At 68.4% G+C, this 18,701-nt stretch carries 20 protein-coding genes and 1 tRNA gene; 11 read left to right on the top strand and 10 right to left on the bottom strand.

Annotated features, from left to right (window positions below):
• Nucleotides 1–94: 94 nt before the first annotated feature.
• Nucleotides 95–574: an Lrp/AsnC family transcriptional regulator gene (locus GCU42_RS09365; RefSeq protein WP_114227262.1), complete on the top strand. Its 480-nt coding sequence runs from the start codon at nucleotides 95–97 to the stop codon at nucleotides 572–574.
• On the opposite strand, the gene GCU42_RS09360 is transcribed toward GCU42_RS09365, so the two are convergent.
• Nucleotides 568–888: a DUF305 domain-containing protein gene (locus GCU42_RS09360; RefSeq protein WP_114227261.1), complete on the bottom strand. Its 321-nt coding sequence runs from the start codon at nucleotides 886–888 to the stop codon at nucleotides 568–570. The two genes, GCU42_RS09365 and GCU42_RS09360, sit on opposite strands and share 7 nt — an antisense overlap.
• 47 nt (nucleotides 889–935) lie before the next feature.
• Here GCU42_RS09360 and GCU42_RS09355 point away from each other — a divergent pair, with 47 nt between their 5' ends.
• Nucleotides 936–2,243: a cystathionine gamma-synthase family protein gene (locus GCU42_RS09355; protein WP_114227260.1), complete on the top strand. Its 1,308-nt coding sequence runs from the start codon at nucleotides 936–938 to the stop codon at nucleotides 2,241–2,243.
• Nucleotides 2,244–2,378: 135 nt separating this feature from the next.
• Here the strand turns inward: GCU42_RS09355 and GCU42_RS09350 are convergent, their stop codons facing one another.
• Genes GCU42_RS09350 through GCU42_RS09340 form a run of 3 tightly spaced genes read right to left on the bottom strand, consistent with a single transcriptional unit; the run spans nucleotide 2,379 to nucleotide 4,539 of the window.
• The gene (locus tag GCU42_RS09350; RefSeq protein WP_114227259.1) at nucleotides 2,379–3,044 is read right to left on the bottom strand and encodes an HAD family hydrolase; all 666 of its coding nucleotides are present in this window, start codon (nucleotides 3,042–3,044) and stop codon (nucleotides 2,379–2,381) included.
• Complete coding sequence (locus tag GCU42_RS15065; RefSeq protein ID WP_162789193.1) at nucleotides 3,041–3,808, bottom strand: NTP transferase domain-containing protein; 768 nt, start codon at nucleotides 3,806–3,808, stop codon at nucleotides 3,041–3,043. The genes GCU42_RS09350 and GCU42_RS15065 overlap by 4 nt, the downstream gene beginning before the upstream one ends.
• Complete coding sequence (locus tag GCU42_RS09340) at nucleotides 3,805–4,539, bottom strand: CDP-alcohol phosphatidyltransferase family protein (RefSeq protein ID WP_114227258.1); 735 nt, start codon at nucleotides 4,537–4,539, stop codon at nucleotides 3,805–3,807. The genes GCU42_RS15065 and GCU42_RS09340 overlap by 4 nt, the downstream gene beginning before the upstream one ends.
• Before the next feature lie 111 nt (nucleotides 4,540–4,650).
• Between GCU42_RS09340 and GCU42_RS09335 the strand changes: the two genes are divergently transcribed.
• The 6 genes from GCU42_RS09335 to GCU42_RS15650 are packed head-to-tail and all read left to right on the top strand — an operon-like array spanning nucleotide 4,651 to nucleotide 8,434.
• A complete protein-coding gene (locus GCU42_RS09335) occupies nucleotides 4,651–5,730 on the top strand; it encodes an ABC transporter permease (protein ID WP_114227257.1) in 1,080 nt (359 codons plus the stop codon).
• The gene (locus tag GCU42_RS09330; protein WP_114227256.1) at nucleotides 5,730–6,530 is read left to right on the top strand and encodes an ABC transporter ATP-binding protein; all 801 of its coding nucleotides are present in this window, start codon (nucleotides 5,730–5,732) and stop codon (nucleotides 6,528–6,530) included. Before GCU42_RS09335 ends, GCU42_RS09330 begins: the two co-directional genes overlap by 1 nt.
• 22 nt (nucleotides 6,531–6,552) lie before the next feature.
• Nucleotides 6,553–7,503 (top strand): MlaD family protein, encoded by a 951-nt coding sequence (locus GCU42_RS09325; protein WP_114227255.1) that lies wholly within the window; start codon nucleotides 6,553–6,555, stop codon nucleotides 7,501–7,503.
• Nucleotides 7,503–8,078, top strand: coding sequence for an ABC-type transport auxiliary lipoprotein family protein (locus GCU42_RS09320; protein ID WP_114227254.1), 576 nt, complete (start codon nucleotides 7,503–7,505; stop codon nucleotides 8,076–8,078). The genes GCU42_RS09325 and GCU42_RS09320 overlap by 1 nt, the downstream gene beginning before the upstream one ends.
• Nucleotides 8,079–8,123: 45 nt before the next feature.
• Nucleotides 8,124–8,279: a hypothetical protein gene (locus tag GCU42_RS15060; RefSeq protein WP_162789192.1), complete on the top strand. Its 156-nt coding sequence runs from the start codon at nucleotides 8,124–8,126 to the stop codon at nucleotides 8,277–8,279.
• On the top strand, nucleotides 8,267–8,434 hold the full coding sequence (locus GCU42_RS15650; RefSeq protein WP_420496908.1) for an energy transducer TonB: 168 nt from the start codon (nucleotides 8,267–8,269) through the stop codon (nucleotides 8,432–8,434). The genes GCU42_RS15060 and GCU42_RS15650 overlap by 13 nt, the downstream gene beginning before the upstream one ends.
• 58 nt (nucleotides 8,435–8,492) lie before the next feature.
• On the opposite strand, the gene pepN is transcribed toward GCU42_RS15650, so the two are convergent.
• Nucleotides 8,493–11,081, bottom strand: coding sequence for an aminopeptidase N (pepN, locus tag GCU42_RS09310; protein ID WP_114227252.1), 2,589 nt, complete (start codon nucleotides 11,079–11,081; stop codon nucleotides 8,493–8,495).
• A gap of 83 nt (nucleotides 11,082–11,164) precedes the next feature.
• Here pepN and GCU42_RS09305 point away from each other — a divergent pair, with 83 nt between their 5' ends.
• Nucleotides 11,165–12,433 carry a M48 family metallopeptidase gene (locus tag GCU42_RS09305; RefSeq protein ID WP_240309402.1) on the top strand — a complete coding sequence of 423 codons (1,269 nt, stop codon included), beginning with the start codon at nucleotides 11,165–11,167 and terminating at the stop codon, nucleotides 12,431–12,433.
• Here GCU42_RS09305 and GCU42_RS09300 read toward each other — a convergent pair.
• Genes GCU42_RS09300 through GCU42_RS09290 form a run of 3 tightly spaced genes read right to left on the bottom strand, consistent with a single transcriptional unit; the run spans nucleotide 12,430 to nucleotide 15,602 of the window.
• Nucleotides 12,430–13,353, bottom strand: a complete 924-nt coding sequence (locus GCU42_RS09300; RefSeq protein WP_114227250.1) for a DMT family transporter — start codon at nucleotides 13,351–13,353, stop codon at nucleotides 12,430–12,432. The two genes, GCU42_RS09305 and GCU42_RS09300, sit on opposite strands and share 4 nt — an antisense overlap.
• Nucleotides 13,350–14,354 carry a threonine aldolase family protein gene (locus GCU42_RS09295; RefSeq protein ID WP_114227249.1) on the bottom strand — a complete coding sequence of 335 codons (1,005 nt, stop codon included), beginning with the start codon at nucleotides 14,352–14,354 and terminating at the stop codon, nucleotides 13,350–13,352. Before GCU42_RS09295 ends, GCU42_RS09300 begins: the two co-directional genes overlap by 4 nt.
• 51 nt (nucleotides 14,355–14,405) lie before the next feature.
• Nucleotides 14,406–15,602, bottom strand: a complete 1,197-nt coding sequence (locus tag GCU42_RS09290; protein WP_114227248.1) for a glycosyltransferase — start codon at nucleotides 15,600–15,602, stop codon at nucleotides 14,406–14,408.
• A 140-nt stretch (nucleotides 15,603–15,742) separates the two neighbouring features.
• Here GCU42_RS09290 and GCU42_RS09285 point away from each other — a divergent pair, with 140 nt between their 5' ends.
• The gene (locus GCU42_RS09285) at nucleotides 15,743–16,477 is read left to right on the top strand and encodes a polysaccharide deacetylase family protein (RefSeq protein WP_114227247.1); all 735 of its coding nucleotides are present in this window, start codon (nucleotides 15,743–15,745) and stop codon (nucleotides 16,475–16,477) included.
• Between the two features lie 77 nt (nucleotides 16,478–16,554).
• Here GCU42_RS09285 and GCU42_RS09280 read toward each other — a convergent pair.
• Nucleotides 16,555–16,629: transfer RNA gene (locus GCU42_RS09280), tRNA-Thr, on the bottom strand.
• 59 nt (nucleotides 16,630–16,688) lie between these two features.
• Between GCU42_RS09280 and GCU42_RS15055 the strand changes: the two genes are divergently transcribed.
• Nucleotides 16,689–16,835, top strand: a complete 147-nt coding sequence (locus tag GCU42_RS15055) for a hypothetical protein (RefSeq protein ID WP_168713112.1) — start codon at nucleotides 16,689–16,691, stop codon at nucleotides 16,833–16,835.
• A 36-nt stretch (nucleotides 16,836–16,871) separates the two neighbouring features.
• Here the strand turns inward: GCU42_RS15055 and GCU42_RS09275 are convergent, their stop codons facing one another.
• On the bottom strand, nucleotides 16,872–18,665 hold the full coding sequence (locus GCU42_RS09275) for an aminopeptidase P family protein (protein WP_114227246.1): 1,794 nt from the start codon (nucleotides 18,663–18,665) through the stop codon (nucleotides 16,872–16,874).
• Nucleotides 18,666–18,701: the final 36 nt, after the last annotated feature.

Below are 18,701 nucleotides of genomic sequence, written 5' to 3'. Positions count from 1 at the left end.
AGTGTGTTAGTTGACTACATCACTATCACAATCCCTGCGGCAGAACAGCGCGTTCTCGGTTGCCCTTGCGCCAGAATTTGGCACGGTCGCCGCGATGCTCGACGAATTCGACCTGGCGCTACTCGAGGAAATACAGCGCGACGACGGCCGCACCGCCGACCAGCTTGCCGAGCGGATCGCCCTGTCGCCCTCGGCGATCGCGCGGCGGCTGCGTCGGCTCCGCGGCGAGGGGTGGGTGCGGCGGACGGTGGCGCTGCTCGCCAGCCGGCTCACCGAGCGGCGGCTGCGAGCGATCGTCATGGTCCAGCTGGCCGAGCATGCCGACCAGGCGCGCAAGGCCGCGCTGCTCGACCGCCTCACCGCCGCCGCCGAAGTGCAGTTCGTCTACGAAATCGCGGGCAGCCACGACCTCCTGCTCCTGCTCGACTGCGCCGACATGGACGAGTTCGTCGGCCGCGCCGAAGCCTTGCTCGCCATCGACGCGACGGTGCGCCGCTACGAAAGCCTGTTCGTCAAGCGCGAGATCAAGTTTGCGCCCTTCGTCCGCCTGATCGGACGGCGCCCGGCCTATTGAGCCGGCGCGGCACCACCGTGCCGCCTGATCCAGCCCTGCATCTGGCCGATCTCGCGTTGCTGGTCGGCGATGATCTTCGCGGCCAGCGCCTTCATCTCCGGATCGCGGCCGCGCGCCTGTTCCTGCCGCGCCATGTCGAGCGCGCCCTGGTGGTGCGCGATCATCATCGTCGCGAAGTCCCGGTCGGGATCGCCGCTGATCGGCCCCATCGAATGCACCGCCGCCGCGCCGCGATTGTCCGGCTCGGGCGGCGGCGCGCTCGACCCGCACGCGGTGAGCAGGGCGGTCAGTGGGAGCAGGGGAAGCGTGCGCATGACCGCAGCGCTATCAACTTGGCCGACATGGGGCTAGGGAGCGCGCCATGACCGACGAAGCAGAACTCAGCGGCGTGCCCGCCAAGCGCGCGCCCAAGCCCTCACCCACCCATATCGGCAACCACAAGCTCGACGCGTCGACGCTGATGATGGGTTACGGGTTCGACCCCTCGCTGTCGGAAGGCTCGCTGAAGCCCCCGATCTTCCTCACCTCGACCTTCGTGTTCGACAATGCGGCGGCGGGCAAACGCTTTTTCGAGGGCGTCACCGGCAAGCGTCCGGGCGGGGCTGAAGGCCTCATCTATTCGCGCTTCAACGGCCCCAACCAGGAAATCCTCGAGGATCGCCTCGCACTGTGGGAAGACGCCGAGGACGCGCTCGCTTTCTCCAGCGGCATGTCGGCGATTGCGACCCTCCTGCTGACCTTCGTCAAGCCGGGCGACGTCGTCGTCCATTCGGGCCCGCTCTATGCCGCGACCGAGACGCTGATCGCCAAGATCCTCGGCAAGTTCGGGGTCAGCTGGCTCGACTTCCCCTCGGGCTCGACCCGGGAGGAGATCGACGCGGTGATCGCCGCCGCCAAGGCCAAGGGCCGGGTGGCGATTATCTACCTCGAAAGCCCGGCCAACCCGACCAACGCGCTGGTCGATGTCGAGGCCGTTCGCGCCGCGCGTGACGCGGCCTTCGGGGCCGACGAGCGTCCGCCGATCGCCATCGACAATACCTTCCTCGGCCCGCTGTGGGCCAAGCCGTTGGCGCAGGGCGCCGACGTCTCGGTCTACAGCCTCACCAAATATGCCGGCGGGCATAGCGATCTCGTCGCGGGTGGACTGGTCGGCACCAAGGCGGTGCTCGACCCGGTGCGGATGATCCGCAACACCATCGGCACCATCCTCGATCCCAACACCGCGTGGATGCTGCTGCGCAGCCTCGAGACGCTCGAACTCCGCATGACGCGCGCCGGCGAGAATGCCGCCAAGGTCTGCGAGTTCCTCCGCGGCCACGACAAGGTGGAAAGCGTTGGTTACCTCGGCTTCCTCGAAGAGGGCAGCCGCCAGGCCGACATCTACCGCCGCCATTGCACCGGCGCGGGCTCGACATTCTCGCTCTACCTCAAGGGCGGTGAGCGGGAGGCGTTCGCCTTCCTCGACAATCTTACCATCGCCCATCTCGCGGTCAGCCTCGGCGGCACCGAGACGCTGGCCAGCGCCCCGGCGGCGATGACCCACCTGAGCGTCCCCGACGAGCGCAAGCAGGCGCTCGGCATCACTGACAACCTCGTGCGGATCAGCATCGGCGTCGAGAATGCCAACGACCTCATCGCCGACTTCGAAAATGCGCTGAGAGCGGTGTGAGCTACCGAGCGCAGCGAAGCCGGCACGTAGCGTCGCCTGAGCAGCGCGAGAGATAGCGAACCGCGGGCGGCCTGCGCGCTGCTGGCGCGACAGGACCGACGGCGCGGGATTTATTCCCGCGCCGCCTCGTCGGATCTACCGCCAGTCCTCCACCCGCCAGCCGCGCTGTTGCGCCAGCCGCCGCAGCGTCGGGTGCGGGTTCACGGCGACCGGCTCGTCGGCCCATTCGAACACCGGCAGGTCGGAGATGTGGTCCGAATAGAAGCGCGTCCGCCCGACCTCGATCCGCTCCTCGGCAAGCCAGGTGTCGAGCATACGCTTCTTCGCCGGCCCGTAGCAATTTTCGCCATCGATTTTCGCCGACAGGCTTTGGTCGAGCCCGGTGACCGTGCCCGTCGCGATGACGTCGTCGAAGCCCAGCCGCTCGGCGATCGCCTCGGCGTAGAGCCGGTAAGACGCTGTCGCCATCACCAGCCGGAAACCCTCGGCCTTGTCGCTCGCCAGTTGCCGCCGCGCGCCAGGGCAGATGTTGTGCGCCACCGTCGCGTCGGCGAAGCTGGCGACCAGCGGCTTCAATTCATGCGGGTGGAGGTGCCCGCCCAGCATCAGCGCGTGGTTGATTTCCTTTAGTCGCGCCCGGTCGATCGCCTTGGCGACGTAGCCGAGCATCGACAGCGCGGCGAACGGGGTCAGCGCCAGCCGCCACGGCTGCCGCTGCCGCGCGCAATGGAGCAGGAAGCTCGTGTAAGTGGCGCGGACGGTGACCGTCCGGTCCATGTCGTAAACGGCAAGGTCGGTCATGCTTCTCCGGCGAGGATGGCGGTGACGAGGGCGTGGTCGGCGGGCTTGTCGACGTCGATCGCGGCGAGCGGATCGCGCATCACCACCGCCCGCGCGTCGAGCCCGAGGCGGCGACCGAGTGCGGCCATCGTCTGGTCGAGGTTGCGGACCCGCAGCACCGCGCCGAGCAGCAGCGGCAGCCCGAGCTGGAGCAGCACCCGCCAACCCTTCTTGCGATCCTGCTCGATCGCCCGCCAGCGCTCGACCCCGCGTGCCGCCTTGGGGGTTCCCAAGGCAAACAGGTTGGCGCCGCTATAGCCCTCGCCGCCGACATTGATCCACGTCCGCTGGGCGTCGGGGAATCGCTGCCGCATCGCGGTCCGGCTGACTACCCCGAGCGCAAGATCGCACCCGGCCGCGGCCGCGGTGAACTCGGCGATCATCGCCGGCGTCAGCAGCGCGTGGTCGGCGGTCGTGATTAGCAGCGGAAACGGGGTCTCCGGATCGGCCAGCAGATCGGTCAGCGTGCTCGCAATGGTTTCACCCGAAGGCGCGAGCTGGACTCGGGGGTCGGTCGGTAGCACCGAGGCGAGCCGCTCGGTCTGCTGGGTGAGGACCCGCACACCGCCGATCTCGGGCGCCGAGAGCAGCGCACGCAGCGGGCGCAACACCATCGGCTCACCCGCGACTGGCAGCAGCGGCTTATAGTCGACGCCGAGCGAGCGGCTCAGCGGGTCGCCGCCGGGCCGCGAGCCGGCGAGCAGGATCGCGGTCCAGCGGGTCACGCCGCTTCGGCCTCGCGCGACGAGCGGATGGTCTCGCCACGGTCGGCGCGCGCTTCGGCTTGGGCCAGCCGGAGCGCGAGGATGATCGTGCTGACCAGCGCCCAGCAGGCGGCGACCTCGACCCCGAGGTCGGGGCGGCCCGCCACCAGCGACAGCAACAGGATGACGAGCAGGCTGTCGCGCCGTGCGGCGATCATCCGGAACCAGCGGTCGCCGACCTGCCAGTCGTGAAGCTGAAGCCCGAAGCGGACGCGGAACCAGCCTTCGATCAGCAATCCCACGACATGCCCGCCGACCATGATCAGCAGGAGCGAACCCTTGTAGACTTCCTCCATCTGGTGCCCGGCGGCCCCCAGCCCGTGCACCCACGCCCACCACCAGAAGGGCGGGGCGATGAAGTCTATCCCGCGGTCGAGCCAATTGCCGGCCTGGCTGACCTGGCCGGTGACCCGCGCCAGCGTGCCGTCGACGCTATCGAGCAATAGATAGGCAAGCGCGCTAAGGCCGCCCCACCACAAGTGACCGCGCCAGAACAGCAGGGCGGCGACGACGCAACAGGCGAGCCCGGCGAGCGTCACCGCCAGCGGGTGCAGCCCGGCGGCGGCGGCGGCGCGGGTCAGCGCCAGCGCCGGCGTCCGCCACACGAAGCGCGGCAGCGGATCGACCAGATGCACCCGTGCCGCCGCGAAGCGGCTGCCAAAGTCGGCGGGGTCGGAGGCGGCACTGGTCATCGTCCGTCCCTGCTAAGCCGGACGCTCTGGCCTGGGCAAGCGCGACCTTGGTTCTGTCCCGAGATGACAGCAGTTGTCTTGTCGCGCTGTTTCGCCCATCTCTCGCGACCAATGGCGACGGCTGCGCAACGACCCGACAATGTGTTCGCACCAAGCGGGGCGATGACGATCGGCCGCGTCGGCTCGATGAGCCGCGAACTCGATGCGCTTCCCGACCCGCTGACGATCGACTTGTCGGGGGTCGATCGGATGGACACGGTCGGCGCGTATATCGTCCATCGCGCCATTCGCGACCGCCACGCCGAAGTCGTCGGCGCGAGCAAGGATTTCGGCGATCTGCTCGAACAGGTCGCCGAGGCCGATCACCCAGCCCGCGTCGTCCCGGAGAAGGAAGGCGGCGCGGTCGCCGAGCTCGGCGCCTGGACGATCGAGAGCGGCCGCACGCTGGTCGGTCTGCTGGGCTTCTTCGGCGCGACGCTCATTGGCTTTTGGGGGCTGATCAAGCGGCCTCGCCGCTTCCGCGTGAACGCGGTAGTTCAGGGCTTCGACGTCGTCGGGGTCCGCGCGCTCGGCATCATCGGGCTGATGAGCTTCCTGATCGGCGTCGTCATCGGCCAGCAGGGCGCGGTCCAGCTCCAGCAGTTCGGCGCCGACGTCTACACGATCAATCTGATCGGCCGGATCACGGTGCGCGAGCTCGGGCCCCTGATGACTGCGATCATGGTCGCCGGACGCTCGGGCTCGGCCTTCGCGGCGCAGATCGGCACCATGAAGATTACCGAGGAGGTCGACGCGATGCGGACCATCGGCGTCTCCCCGATCGAGGCGCTGGTGATCCCGCGGCTGCTGTCGGCGGTGGCGATGATGCCGCTCCTCGCTTTCTGGTCGATGCTGCTGTCGATCGCCGGCGGCGGCTTGTTCTGCTGGATCGGGCTCGACATCCCGCCGATCACCTACATCCAGCGGATCGCCGAAGTGGTGCCGACCACCGACCTGTGGGTCGGGCTCATCAAGGCGCCGGTGTTCGGCTTCATCATCGCTCTGGCCGGCTGCTTCCAGGGAATGCTGGTCGCCAACGACAGCGAGCAGGTCGGGCTCAAGACCACCGCCGCCGTGGTCCAGTCGATCTTCCTCGTCATCGTGCTCGACGCGGTGTTCGCGGTTTTCTTCAGCTCGCTGGGGTGGATCTGATGGCGCTCGCCGCCGAAGGCTCGCGGATCGACCGCGACGGCCCGCCGATCATCAGCGTCCGCGGGCTCGAGAACCGGTTCGGTGACCAGATCATCCACGAGGGTCTCGACCTCGACGTCCATCGCGGCGAGATCATCGGCGTGGTCGGCGGCTCGGGCACCGGCAAGTCGGTGCTGATGCGCTCGATCATCGGGCTGCAGACACCGGTCGCGGGTGAGATCAGCGTGCTCGGCGAGAACATGATCGCGCGCGACGAGGCCGAGGCCAAGAACATCCGCCGCCGCTGGGGAATCCTGTTCCAGAACGGCGCGCTCTTCTCGACCCTCACCGTGGCCGAGAATGTCGAAGTCCCGATCCGCGAATATTTCCCGTTCATCAAACCGCCGCTGCTCGACGAGATCGCCAGCTACAAGATCGCCATGTCGGGCCTGCCGGCGGACGCGGGCGAGAAATATCCGGCCGAACTGTCGGGTGGGATGCGCAAGCGCGCCGGCCTCGCCCGCGCCCTCGCGCTCGATCCCGAGTTGCTGTTTCTCGACGAACCGACCGCCGGGCTCGACCCGATCGGCGCCCAGGCGTTCGATCAGCTGATTCTCGGGCTGCGCGAGCGCCTCGACCTTACCGTCTTCCTGATCACCCACGACCTCGACAGCCTCTACGCCATCTGCGACCGGGTCGCGGTGCTCGCCGACCACAAGGTCGTCGCGGTCGACACCATTGATCGGTTATTGAAACTCGACCATCCGTGGATTCAAGAATATTTCAACGGGCCGCGCGGACGCGCTGCCGCGGCAGCGTGAGACAGGAGTAGACGGCAGGCCCATGGAAACCCGCTCCAATCACGTGCTGGTCGGCAGCGTCGTGCTCGGCCTGCTCGCCGGGTTGCTGCTGTTCGCCGTCTGGATCAGCGGCCTCAACACCGAGAAGCGCAAATGCTTCGACATCTATTTTCCCGCGGTCGGCGGGATCAACCGCGGCTCCAACGTCAGCTTCTCGGGCGTGCCGGTCGGTCAGGTTACGAAGATCGCGCTGCTCCCCGACCGGCCCGAATTCGTCTGGGTCCGGATCGAGGTCGACGATCCGACTCCCGTGCTCCAGGGTACCACCGCGCAGATCAAGAGCGTCAGCCTCGCCGGCGCCAACGAGATCCAGCTTCAGGGCGCGGTCAAGGGCGCCCGCCCGCTCGAGACGCCGGGCCCGCAGGGCTGCCCAGTCATCCCGCAGTCGGCCGGGGGCCTCGGCGCCTTGCTCAACAGCGCGCCCGAACTGCTCGACCGTATCCAGCGGCTGACCGAGCGATTGACCGAATTGCTCAGCGACAAGAACCAGAATGCGATGAGCGACATCCTCGAGAATGTCGACAAGACCAGCCAGGTGCTCGCCCAGCGCGCACCGGAGATGGCCGACACGCTCAAGCAGGCCCAGCTCGCCGCGCGCAACGCGGCCGAGGCGGCCAATTCGGTGTCGAAGCTCGCCAACAACACCAGCCGGCTGGTCGACGAGGAAGGCCGCCCGGCGGCGCAGGACCTCAGGAAGTCGATCGCCTCCATCCAGCAGACCACCGCCAACATCGACGCGCTGGTCGCCGATGCCCGGCCCGGGGTGCAGAACCTCAGCAAGTCGACGCTGCCCCAGGTCAACCGCCTGGTCACCGACCTCCAGCACCTGACCAGCAGCCTGCAGGGCGTGACCGAGCGGCTCGACCAAGGCGGGGTGACCGGCATCCTCGGCAGTCCCAAGCTGCCCGACCATCAGCCAAGAAAGGGCCGCTGATGCGCGCCGTGAAGTTCCTTCCTGTCGCGGCCGCGCTGACCTTGAGCGCCTGCTTCGGCGGCAAGCCCCCGCCCACGCTGCTGACCCTGACCCCGTCGGCGGCGCCGGTCGCGATCCAGCGCAGCGCCTCGGCCGGGCAGGCCGTCACCATCGACCTGCCCTTGGTCGCCCGCGAAATTCGCCAGGTCCGCGTGCCGGTGCTCGAGCGGCCGGGGCAGATCACCTACATCAAGGGCCTCCAATATACCGCGACCCCCGACCTGCTGTTCCAGGCGCTGGTCAGCGAGACGGTCCGGCGGACCACTAACCGCGTGGTGCTCGAGCCGGGACAGAGCACGCTCGATCCGGGCCTTCGCGTCGGCGGCACGCTGCAGCGGTTCGGCTATGACATGGCCTCGGGCCAGGTCACGGTGACCTACGACGCCGTCCTCTCGACCGAAGGCGGCACCAAGGTCGAGACCCGCCGTTTCGAAGCCACCGCCCCCGCCGACGGCACCCCCGCCACCGTCGGCCCTGCGCTCAACCAGGCTGCCAACTCGGTCGCGACCCAGGTCGCGGGGTGGATCGGGGGGTAAGGCATTGCCGATCTCGACCTGGCTCATTCAGCCTGAGCGGCTTCGTTGATCGGCCTTCCGCTTGCCGCTGCGGCAGCCGCATTCTCGCTGGCCGCCGCGCCGGTCATTGAAACCCTTCCCGAAGCGCACTGGCTATCGCCGTTCGACTATCCGATTGCGATCACGGGGCCGAAGGTTCAGGGACGGTTGTGTTTCTTCTGACGTTCGGGGCGGACGGCCGCCTCTCTGCGTGCAATATCCTCCAGTCGAGCGGCAATGCGATGCTCGACATGGCGACCTGCCGCCTGTCGCGACAGAGAGTGCGAGTGAGCGCGACCCAGCCGCACGTGCAATTCTTCCAACATCACTGGTCGTAGCGCTGAGCGGAAGCGCTTCATCCCTTTGAAACCACGGGGTTTCCGGACACCGTAGGCCTCATCCCAAACTCTTGCTGACCTGCTCGAACACGTCCTTGCTGAGATTCGGCTGCGCCAGGATTCGCTCGAGCGCCTGACGCATCAGCGCCGCGCGGCCCGGCTCGAGCTTGCGCCAGCGGCCGAGCGGCGGGACGAAGCGGGCGGCGGTCTGCGGATTGATCGCATCGACCTTGAGGATGAGGTCGGCCAGCCACTCGTAGCCGCGGCCGTCGGCGCGGTGGAAGGCGAAGGGCGTCGCGGCAAAACTGCCCGCCAGCGCGCGTAGCCGGTTGGGATTGGCGAGGGTGAAGTCCGGGTGGGCCGCCAGCGCCTCGGCCTTGGCCAGCGTATCCTCGGCCGGCACTGCGGCCTGGATCGCGAACCACTTGTCGATCACCAGCGCATCGTCGTGGAAGCGGTCGTAGAAATCGGCCAGCGCGGCGTCGGCCTCCGTTCCGCCGAGCATCGCCAGTACGCCGAGCGCCGACTGCCGCTCGGTCATCGTGCGCGCGGCGTCATATTGCTTGCGAGCGAGGCCGCGGGCGAGATCGGCGTCGGCCGCGGCGAGATAGCCGAGCGTGGTCGCGCGGAGCCGCCGCAGCCCCTTGTCCTCGCCGGCGAGGCTGTCGGGATCGGCGCGCGACGCCGCCTCATAATGGTCGGCGAGGTCGGCCTTGAGCGCGGTCCCGATCGCCGCCCGCAGGTCGTCGCGGACGCGGTGGATCGTCGCCGGGTCGGACGTGTCGAGCCGCTCGGCAAGCAGCGTCTCGCTCGGCAGCAGCAGCGCATCGGCCTTGAACGCGGGGTCGAGGCCGTTGCTGGCAAGCGTCGCGCGGGCGGCGGCGATCACCGGTTCGGCGTCGACCGGGCCGCCGCGGATGCCGCTCAGCAGCTCGCGCAGCGCCAGCTCCTGCAGCGCCTCGTAGCGCGCGAAGCTGTCGGTGTCGGACACCGCCAGCGCCTCAAGCTCGCCGGGCTGCCGCGCGACATCTGCAACGATCGGGGCCGAGAAGTTGCGGTTGATCGACAGCAGGGCCGGCTCGGCGAGCCCATCGAAACGGACCGACTGCTCGGCCTCGGTCAATTCGATCACCTGCTCGGCCACCAGCTCGCGCCCGCTGTCGCGGCCGATCAGCGCGGTCCGCAGCGGGATGACGACCGGCTGCTTGGTCGGCTGGCCGGGGGTCGGCGGCGTGACCTGGGCGAGATGCAGCGTCGCGCCGTCGCCGTCTTGCTCGAGCCGGGCGGTGACCTTGGGCGTGCCGGCCTGGCTGTACCATCGCCGGAACTGGGTAAGGTCGCGGCCACTGGCGTCCTCGAGCGCCTTGACGAAGTCCTCGCAGGTGACCGCCTGTCCGTCATGCCGCTCGAAGTAGAGGTCGGTGCCCTTGCGATAGTCGTCGGGACCAAGGATCGTCCGCAGCATGCGGATCACCTCGGCGCCCTTGTTGTAGACGGTGGCGGTGTAGAAGTTGGTGATCTCAATGTAGCTGTCTGGCCGGATCGGATGCGCCAGCGGGCCAGCGTCCTCGGGGAATTGCGCCGCGCGAAGGGTGCGGACCTGGTCGATCCGCTCGACCGCGGGGCTGCCCATCGCCTCGCTGAAGCTCTGGTCGCGGAAGACGGTCAGGCCTTCCTTGAGCGACAGCTGGAACCAGTCGCGGCAGGTGACCCGGTCGCCCGACCAATTGTGGAAATATTCGTGCGCCACGACGGCGGCGATCGCGTCGAAGTCGCCGTCGCTGGCGGTCTCGCGGTCGGCCAGCACGTAGCGGGTGTTGAAGATGTTAAGGCCCTTGTTCTCCATCGCCCCGAAATTGAAGTCGGAGACGGCGACGATGTTGAACCGGTCGAGGTCATACTCGCGGCCATAGGCCTGCTCGTCCCATGCCATCGCCTGCTTGAGCGCCCACATCGCATGGGCGGTCTTGGGCAGGTCGGCTTCGCGCACCCAGATGCCGAGCTCGACCTCGCGCCCGCTCATGGTCGTGAATCTGTCGCGATTGACCGCGAGATCGCCGGCGACCAGCGCGAACAGATAACACGGCTTGGGGAAGGGGTCCTCCCAGGTTGCCCAGTGGCGGCCGTTTTCGCCCTCGCCAGTCTCGAGCGGGTTGCCGTTCGACAACAGCACCGGGAAAACGGCGCGGTCCGCGTCCATCCGCACGCGGTAGCGGCTCAGCACGTCGGGTCGATCGGGGAAGAAGGTGATGCGGCGGAAGCCTTGGCTCTCGCACTGGGTGCAGAGCAGCCCGCCCGACGAATAGAGGCCCATCAGCTTGGTATTGGCGGCGGGACGGATCGCGACCTCGGTCTCGACCACCGCGGCATCGCCGGCGATGGCGATGAGAAGTTGGTCTCCGTCGAAGGTCGGCTCCTGGGCGGTGCCGTCGACCGTCAGCGTCAGCAGCTCGAGCTCGTCCCCGTCGAGCCGCAGCGGCCGGTCATGCGCGCCGTTACGGGCGACTTCGAGCCGGGCGCGCACCACCGTCCGCTCGGGATCGAGCGTGAAGTCGAGCGCGATGGCCGGGACCAGCCAGTCGGGCGGCCGATAGTCGGCGCGGTGGATGGCGGCGGGGGCGGCGGGCGCAGTACGGACATCAAGCATCGGATGGACTTAAGGACGCCGCGGCGCCGGCGCTAGCCCCACGCGGTCTGCGCCGCTAGGGTCGGCACGGGGGAGAAACGACCATGCAATTGCTCGTGATGGCTGCGGCCGCGGCACCGGCCGGCGGGTTCGACGTCGACCAGGCGACGCAGGCCTATCTGGCGATGGTGCAGGGTGCCGCGCGGGCGCGCTCGGACGCCTACTTCGAGGGCGGCTATTGGCTGCTGCTGTGGAGCGCGCTGCTCACCATTTTGGTCAATTGGGCGCTGCTGCAGTCGGGCTGGTCAGCGCGCTGGAGCGCGTGGGCGCGGCGCGTCGGGCGCGGACCTGGCCGGCGGGTGATGCTTTACGCGCTGCCCTATATCTTGGCGACGAGCCTGCTGCTGCTGCCGTGGACCATCTACACCGATTTCGTCCGCGAGCATCAGTATGGCCTTTCGAACCTGACCTTCCCCGACTGGCTGAAGGAACAGGGAACCGCGCTTTTGCTGACTCTGGTGATCGCGCCGTTCGCACTTGCCGGCATCTTTGCGGTGATCCGGCGCGCGCCGCGGTCGTGGTGGCTGTGGGGCACGGCGGTGATGATGTTGTTCACCGCACTCGGTGCGCTGATCGCGCCGGTGTTCATCGCCCCGCTCTTCAACCATTATACGCCGATGCCGCAGGGCCCGCTGCGCGACCAGATCCTCGCCATGGCGCACGCCCAGCATATCCCGGCCGACAACATCTATGTCTCCGACGCCTCGAAGCAGAGCGACCGCATCTCGGCCAACGTCTCCGGTCTCGGCCCGACGGTACGGATCACGCTCAACGACAATCTGCTGCGGCGCGTGCCGCCGGCGGGGGTGAAGGGCGTGATGGGCCACGAAATGGGGCATTATGTCCTCAATCACGTTGTCTCGCTGATTCTCGAATTCGGGCTGATCTACCTCGTTGTGCTGCTGGCGCTGTGGTGGCTGGCGCCGCGTCTGCTCAGGCGTCACGCCGGGCAATGGAAGGTCAGCGATCCGGCCGACCCCGCGGCACTGCCCCTCTACGCCGGGCTGGCAAGCGCGCTGATGCTGCTTCTGACGCCGGCCACCAACAGCATCACCCGCACCCATGAGATCGAGGCCGATGCCTTCGGGCTAGACGCAGCGCGTGAGCCCGACGGCTTCGCGGCGGTGGCGATGATGCTCGGCGAATATCGCAAGCTCGAGCCCGGGCGACTCGAGGAGATCGTCTTCTTCGACCATCCCTCGGGCTACAATCGCGTCCACCGCTCGATGGAGTGGAAGGCGCGGCACTTGGGCGAGCTACCGCCCGACCAGCGCGGGATCGTCCGCCCGGCGCCGCTGCCGGCAAAATTCTAGTCCGCGACGGGGGTCGGAACCACGTCGTGGCGGCTGGTCAGGGCCCACACCATGCCGGCCATGGCGAGGACCGCCCCGCCCGACGCCAGCGGGGTCCAGCGATAGGCCTCGAACAGGGTCGACAGCGCCATGGCGATGATCGGCACGATCACGCTCGAATAAGCGGCGCGCCCGGCGCCGATGGTGCGGATGATCGGCATGTAGAGGCTGAACGCGAGCGCCGAGGCGAACAGCGCTAGGTAAGCGAGCCCAAGCCAATAGCTCGGCCGCGGATCGAACACCGGAGGCCCGCTGACCGCGAGGGCAAAGGCCGCGTCGAAGCTGGCGCCGAAGATCATCCCCCAGGTCAGCATGGTCGGCAGCGGCACCTGCTTCGCCTTCTCGGTAGTCTGGAGCACGTTCGACACGCTCGCCCCCATCACCCCGGTCAGGGTCAGGCCGATGCCAAGCAGCACCTGATCGAGCGGCGCACGGGCGCTCTCAACCTCGTTCCAGAAGAGCAGGGCGATGCCGCCCACTGCCGGAATCGCCGACAGGATGAAGCTGCGGCTCGGCCGATGCCCGGTCCAGGCCCAGGCGAGCAGGCTGTTGGGGATGAGCAGAAGCGCGAAGACACAGGCCACCAGCCCCGAGGTGATGTGATGCTCGGCGAGATAGACCGCGTTGAAGTTGACGCAGAACTGGCAGAAGCCGAACAGCGCCGCGATCCGCCACGCGCCCGGGGGCAGGCGCAAGCCGCTGCCCTGCCACTTGGTGTAGGCCGCCATCGCCGCCGCCGCGATCACGAAGCGGTAGGTCACCGACCAATGCGCCGGGACGACGCCGAGCTGGTCGCGGATGACGATCCAGGTCGAACCCCAGATCAATGTGATGGTGATGAAGAAGAGCAGGACCGCCCCGCGGCCGAGCGGCGCGCTCACAGCGCCCGGATCGCGTCCGCCAGCCGGTCGACCGCGGCAAGGTCCTGGTCCCAGCTAGTCACCAGCCGCGCTTCGCTGACGCCCCAGTCGTAGAAGTCGAACCCGGCAGCGCGCAACCGGGCGGCCTCGTCGGCGGTCAGCTTGAGAAACACCTCATTGGCCTCGACCGGGTGGACCAGCCGCTCGGCGCCGGCGGCAGCGCCAAGCCTTTGCGCCGCCTCATTCGCGTTGCGGGCATTGGCGAGCCAACGGTCGTCGGCGATCATCGCCAGCAGCTGCGCGGCGAGGTAGCGGCCCTTGCTTAGCAGGTGGCCCGAGCGCTTGCGCAGCCGGCGAACCGGATCGGCCAGCGCGGGATCGAACAGGATCAGCGCCTCGGCCGACAGCCCGCCATTCTTGACGCAACCAAAGCTGAGCGCCTCGACCCCGGCGCGCCAGCTGAGGTCGGCGGGGCTGGCGCCGGTCGCGACCACGGCATTGGCGAAACGCGCGCCGTCGAGGTGAAAGCGGAGGCCTTGGATCTTGGCCCACTCGCCGAGCGCGGCGGTCTCTTGGGGCGAATAAGTCAGGCCATATTCGCTGGCGTTGGTGATCGACAGCGCGCGCGGCTGGACCTGGTGGACGTCGGGGCGGATGCGGCTGCGCGCTTCCTCGACCGCGTCGACCGTGAGCTTGGCGCCGGGGCCGTCGACCAGCAGCAGCTTGGCGCCGCCGGTAAAGAATTCGGGCGCGCCGGCCTCGTCGACATTGATGTGCGCCTCGCGATGGCACAGCACGCCGCCATAGGGCGGGACCATTGCCGCCAGCGCGAGGCAGTTGGCGGCGGTTCCGGTCGTCACCCACAGCGCGGTAACCGGAGTCTCGAACAGCTCGGAAAAAGCGGCGTCTAGCCGCTGCGACCAGCCGTCGCCATCATAAGCGGTGTCGAGCCGGTCGGCCTCGGCCATGGCGGCGAGCACCGCCGGGTGCGCGGCGGCTGCATTGTCGGAGAAGAAGCGCATGGCCCGGGTGAGTGGCGGCTGCGACGCGCCGGGTCAACCGAACGCGGAGGCTTAGGCGAGCGCCGCCACGCGCGGCAGGATCTCGGCCGGGACCGGGCCGCCGAGCTGGCGATAGCGCGCGAACAGCTCGGCGAAATGATCGTCCATCGTGCGGGTGACGGTGTTCGCCGCCGCCATCGCCCGCGCCCTGGTCGGGCCGCCATCGACGAAGCGGACGATCGCCTCGCTCAGCGACTGGCGGTCGGCGGCGACATAGCGCTGCCCGGCGCCCGCCAGATAGTGGCTCGCCGCCCCGCCGAAATCGGGGACGATCAGCGGCAGCCCGCTTGCCCGTGCCTCTGCCGCGGCCATGCAGAAGGTCTCCGATTCGCAGCCGTGGACCAGCGCGTCCGCGCTGGCGAGCAGGGTCGCAAGAGTCGCCCGATCGCGGACCGGATTGCCAACCGTGACATGGCGGCAATTGGCGGCGAGCTTCTCGAGCTTGGGTCGGGCATTGCCGTCGCCGACCAACAGCAGGCCGACCGGACGCGTGGCCGACGCCTGCTCGACCGCGCGCATCACCATCGCCCAGCGCTTCTCGGCGGCGAATCGACCGAGGCCAAGCAAGAGGGTCGCGCCGCGCGGCAGACCCAGTCGGCGCAGCAGTTCCTCGCGCAGCGGCTCGTCGCGCAGGTCGGGCGAGAAGGTGTTGGGTTCGCAGCCCATGGGAACGGTGGCGACGTTGCGCAGCCCGCCCTCGCGCAGCCGCTCGGACAGGCTGTGGTTGGCGCTGACGACCAAGTCGTACATCCCGTCGAGCCCGCGCAGGTGGCGCCAGAACCAGCCGAACCAGCGGTCGATCGTCTGCCGCTCGGCGACCTTGCCGAACCAGCGATAGGCATAGCTCGCCAACGGATCGGCGTGCATCACGAGGCTACGGGTCGCGGCGCCCTGCCAGCGCCCGACCAGCGTTGCGCTCGACCAGGGCGAGCTCGCCTCGATATGGTCGGGGCGCCAATGGTCGAGCGCGGCGTGCAGCGCCTCCTCATCGGCGAAATAATGGTAACGCCGGTCGACCGGCAGCTCGGGGTTGCGCAGGGTGGCGATGACGGCGCCCGGACGGACCTCGTTCCAGCCGTCCTCGCGGCCCGGCGCGAGCAGGATCATCTCATGGCCATGCGCCGCCGCGACCTCGAGCTTGCGCTCGAGATAGGTTTTAACACCGCCGCCGTAGGGCGTGTAGAAGGCACAGACATCGACAATCCGCATGGCGGGACCGGTTAAGCCTCATTGTGACGAGAGAATGGCTATGCCGTTGTGACTATCGCGGCTTTTTCCGACAAATGAAGATTGTGTCACATCGTCACACGAGCGTAGCGGTGACATGAAAGACACGGCAAGGGCCAATCATGTCACGCCGACTGCTGCTCGCTTCCATTCACGACGTCTCGCCGCGGTTCGAAGGCGAGGTCGATGCGTTGCTGGCGCGGCTGGCGCCGGTGGCCGGCGAGCGGGTCGCGCTGCTTGCCGTGCCCGACCATTGGGGAAACGCCCCGATCATCTCGGGCACGCCGTTCGCGACGCGGCTGCGGCGCTGGGCCGAGCGCGGACACGAAATTTTTCTCCACGGATGGTTCCACCAGGACCGCAGCGACCACGCGGGCGCCGCCGCCCGCTTCCGTGCCAAACATATGACCGCCGGCGAGGGTGAGTTTCTCGGGCTCGACCGCGCCGAGGCCGAGCGCCGGATCCGCGACGGGAAAGCATTGCTCGAGGACGTCACCGGCCAGCCGATCGCCGGCTTCGTCGCGCCTGCCTGGCTCTATGGCGACGGAGCCCACACCGCGCTGCGCAATACCGGCATCGCGCTGGCCGAGGATCACTGGAAAGTGTGGTCGCCGCGGACCGGCCAGGTGCTCGCGCGCAGCCCGGTGGTGACCTGGGCGACGCGAAGCAGGGCGCGTCTGCGCTCGTCGCTGTGGGCAGCGCGGGCGCTGCGGACCGTGCCGATGCCCGGTGTGATGCGGCTGGCGGTGCACCCGCCGGACATTCGTTCGGACGTCGCCATGGCGAGCGTCGACAAGACACTGGCGGCGCTGGCGCGGACGCGGCGGTGCGGGGGCTATGGAGAGCTGGCGGGGTAGGGCGTGGGGCTCAGCGCGACCCCTCCGGGGGATCATTCGCCGCGACCCTCCCCCGGAGGGTCGCTATCGGCGAATGATGGTGCTGCCGGTGAGGATTGAACTCACGACCTCAGCCTTACCAAGGATGCGCTCTACCACTGAGCTACGGCAGCACTGTCCGGAGACGGGCGGGCCTATGGCGGCGACCCTTGTCCCGTGTCAAGGAAAGAGAATGAGCAAGGACGACAAAGCCGAGCGATTGGCGGCACAACTGCGCGAGAATCTGCGCAAGCGAAAGGCGCAGGCGCGGGCAGTGGAGGCCCAGGGCGTCGTCACGGCGGAGGCCGGGACCTCGGATCGGAACGACGCGGCCGACTGAGCCGCGCTGAGATCCCGGCCTTCACCGGGACGACGCTTAGAGCGGCGCGCAGGCCTGTTCGAGCCAGGAGCGCTCGTCGCCGCCAAGCTGCGGTCCGACCTTCGCCAACACCTCGGCATGATAGTCGTTGAGCCAGCTAAGTTCGGACGGCGACAGCATGGCCTTGTCGATCAGCCGCCGCTCGATCGGCGAAAAGGTCAGCGTCTCGAACCCCAGCATTTCCTTCTCGGCGCCATCAATCTCACGTTCGACCACCAGGATGAGGTTCTCGATTCGGATCCCATACTCGCCGGTCTTGTAATAGCCCGGCTCGTTGGAAAGGATCATGCCCGGCTGGAGTGGCTCGTCGGCGCCGGCAAAGGCGCCGCCGGGGGGTGAGATGCGCTGCGGGCCCTCGTGGACCGAGAGGAAGCTGCCGACCCCGTGGCCGGTGCCGTGGGCATAATCGAGGCCCGCTTCCCACAGCGGCCGGCGGGCGAAGGCGTCCAGCTGCCCGCCGCGCGTGCCTTTGGGGAAAACGGCGGTGGCGATGGCGATGTGGCCCTGCAGCACCCGAGTGAAGCGGTCGCGCATCTCGGCGGTCGGCTCCCCCACCGCGACGGTGCGGGTGATGTCGGTCGTGCCGTCCTCATACTGCCCGCCCGAATCGATCAGGTAGAGCGAGCCCTTCTCGAGCTTGCGGTTGGTTTTCTCGGTCGAATGGTAATGGACGATCGCGCCATTCGGTCCGGCGCCGGAGATGCTGTCGAAGCTCAGATCCTTGAGTTCGGGATATTCGCGGCGGAAGGCCTCGAGCCGGTCCGAGGCGACCAGTTCGTCGAGTTCGCCCTTCGGCGCTTCGTCCTCGACCCACTTGAGGAAGCGCGTCATCGCCACCGCGTCGCGGGCTTGGGCGGTGCGCTGACCGGCGAGCTCGGCCTCATTCTTGATCGCGCGGGGCAAGACGGTCGGATCGCGCAGCTGGATGATCGTCGCCCCGGCGCCCTCGAGCGCTTCGAAGATAGCGGCGACCGAGCGCTCGCCGTCTACCGCAACGGTCTTCCCGGCAAAATTCTTGAGTGCACTCTCGAACGCCGACCGCTCGTGGAGCCGGACGCCATTGCCGAGGTGCTGGGTCAGTTCGGGGCTCACCTTTTCGCCCGCGACGAACAGGTCGGCGGTGCCGTCGGCGTTGACCAAAGCATAGGCCAGCGCGACCGGCGTGTGGCTGACGTCGGTGCCGCGGACATTGAAGGTCCAGGCAATCGAGTCGAGCGCGGCGAGCACCGCGGCGTCGGCGCCATGCCCGGTCAGCCAGTCGGCGATTTCCTGCCGCTTGGCCGCGCTGCTGCGCCCGGCATAGCGCTCGGGCTGGACGGTCAGCTTGGCCTTGCTCGCCTTCGGCCGGTCGGCCCAGACCCGATCGATCGGATTGTCCTTGACCGGGACCAGCGTCGCGGCGCGCGCGGCGAGCGCTTCGGTGGCTTGGCGGACCCAGTCGCGCCGGTGCAGCCACGGGTCGTAGCCGATCCGTGCGCCCTTGGGCGCATGGTCCTTGAGCCAGTCGGCGATGCTGGTCTCGGGCACCGACTGATAGCTCCAGTCCTTGCCGTCGACTTGGCTGCGCACCTGCAGCGTGTAACGCCCGTCGGTGAAGATTGCCGCTTCCTCCGGCAGCACCACCGCCGAACCGGCCGAGCCCTCGAAGCCGGTCAGCCAGGCAAGCCGCTGGGCATAGCTGCCGACATATTCGCTCATATGCTCGTCGGTGAGGGGGACGACGAAACCGTCGAGTTGCTGCTCGGCAAGCTGGCGGCGGAGGGCGGCGAGGCGGTCGGCGTGGCTGGACATGGGCTTTGCTCTAGCCCCGACGGGCCGCGATTGGCA

This window comes from Sphingomonas ginsengisoli An et al. 2013 (assembly GCF_009363895.1).
GTDB classification, from domain to species: Bacteria; Pseudomonadota; Alphaproteobacteria; order Sphingomonadales; family Sphingomonadaceae; genus Sphingomicrobium; species Sphingomicrobium ginsengisoli.
Note: the sequence above shows the minus strand (reverse complement) of the source record. Positions and strands in the feature narration are given on the sequence as shown.

Bases quoted from the DNA above. Each gene is read 5' to 3' on its own strand.
- GCU42_RS09365 (WP_114227262.1), top strand. From the start codon at position 95: ATGCTCGACGAATTCGACCTGGCGCTACTCGAGGAAATACAGCGCGAC.
- GCU42_RS09340 (WP_114227258.1), bottom strand. From the start codon at position 4,539: ATGACCAGTGCCGCCTCCGACCCCGCCGACTTTGGCAGCCGCTTCGCG.
- GCU42_RS09285 (WP_114227247.1), top strand. From the start codon at position 15,743: ATGTCACGCCGACTGCTGCTCGCTTCCATTCACGACGTCTCGCCGCGG.
- GCU42_RS09335 (WP_114227257.1), top strand. From the start codon at position 4,651: ATGGCGACGGCTGCGCAACGACCCGACAATGTGTTCGCACCAAGCGGG.
- GCU42_RS09305 (WP_240309402.1), top strand. From the start codon at position 11,165: ATGCAATTGCTCGTGATGGCTGCGGCCGCGGCACCGGCCGGCGGGTTC.
- GCU42_RS09360 (WP_114227261.1), bottom strand. From the start codon at position 888: ATGCGCACGCTTCCCCTGCTCCCACTGACCGCCCTGCTCACCGCGTGC.
- GCU42_RS09330 (WP_114227256.1), top strand. From the start codon at position 5,730: ATGGCGCTCGCCGCCGAAGGCTCGCGGATCGACCGCGACGGCCCGCCG.
- GCU42_RS09320 (WP_114227254.1), top strand. From the start codon at position 7,503: ATGCGCGCCGTGAAGTTCCTTCCTGTCGCGGCCGCGCTGACCTTGAGC.
- GCU42_RS09350 (WP_114227259.1), bottom strand. From the start codon at position 3,044: ATGACCGACCTTGCCGTTTACGACATGGACCGGACGGTCACCGTCCGC.
- GCU42_RS09355 (WP_114227260.1), top strand. From the start codon at position 936: ATGACCGACGAAGCAGAACTCAGCGGCGTGCCCGCCAAGCGCGCGCCC.
- GCU42_RS09325 (WP_114227255.1), top strand. From the start codon at position 6,553: ATGGAAACCCGCTCCAATCACGTGCTGGTCGGCAGCGTCGTGCTCGGC.
- GCU42_RS09295 (WP_114227249.1), bottom strand. From the start codon at position 14,354: ATGCGCTTCTTCTCCGACAATGCAGCCGCCGCGCACCCGGCGGTGCTC.
- GCU42_RS09290 (WP_114227248.1), bottom strand. From the start codon at position 15,602: ATGCGGATTGTCGATGTCTGTGCCTTCTACACGCCCTACGGCGGCGGT.
- GCU42_RS09275 (WP_114227246.1), bottom strand. From the start codon at position 18,665: ATGTCCAGCCACGCCGACCGCCTCGCCGCCCTCCGCCGCCAGCTTGCC.
- GCU42_RS15055 (WP_168713112.1), top strand. From the start codon at position 16,689: ATGAGCAAGGACGACAAAGCCGAGCGATTGGCGGCACAACTGCGCGAG.
- pepN (WP_114227252.1), bottom strand. From the start codon at position 11,081: ATGCTTGATGTCCGTACTGCGCCCGCCGCCCCCGCCGCCATCCACCGC.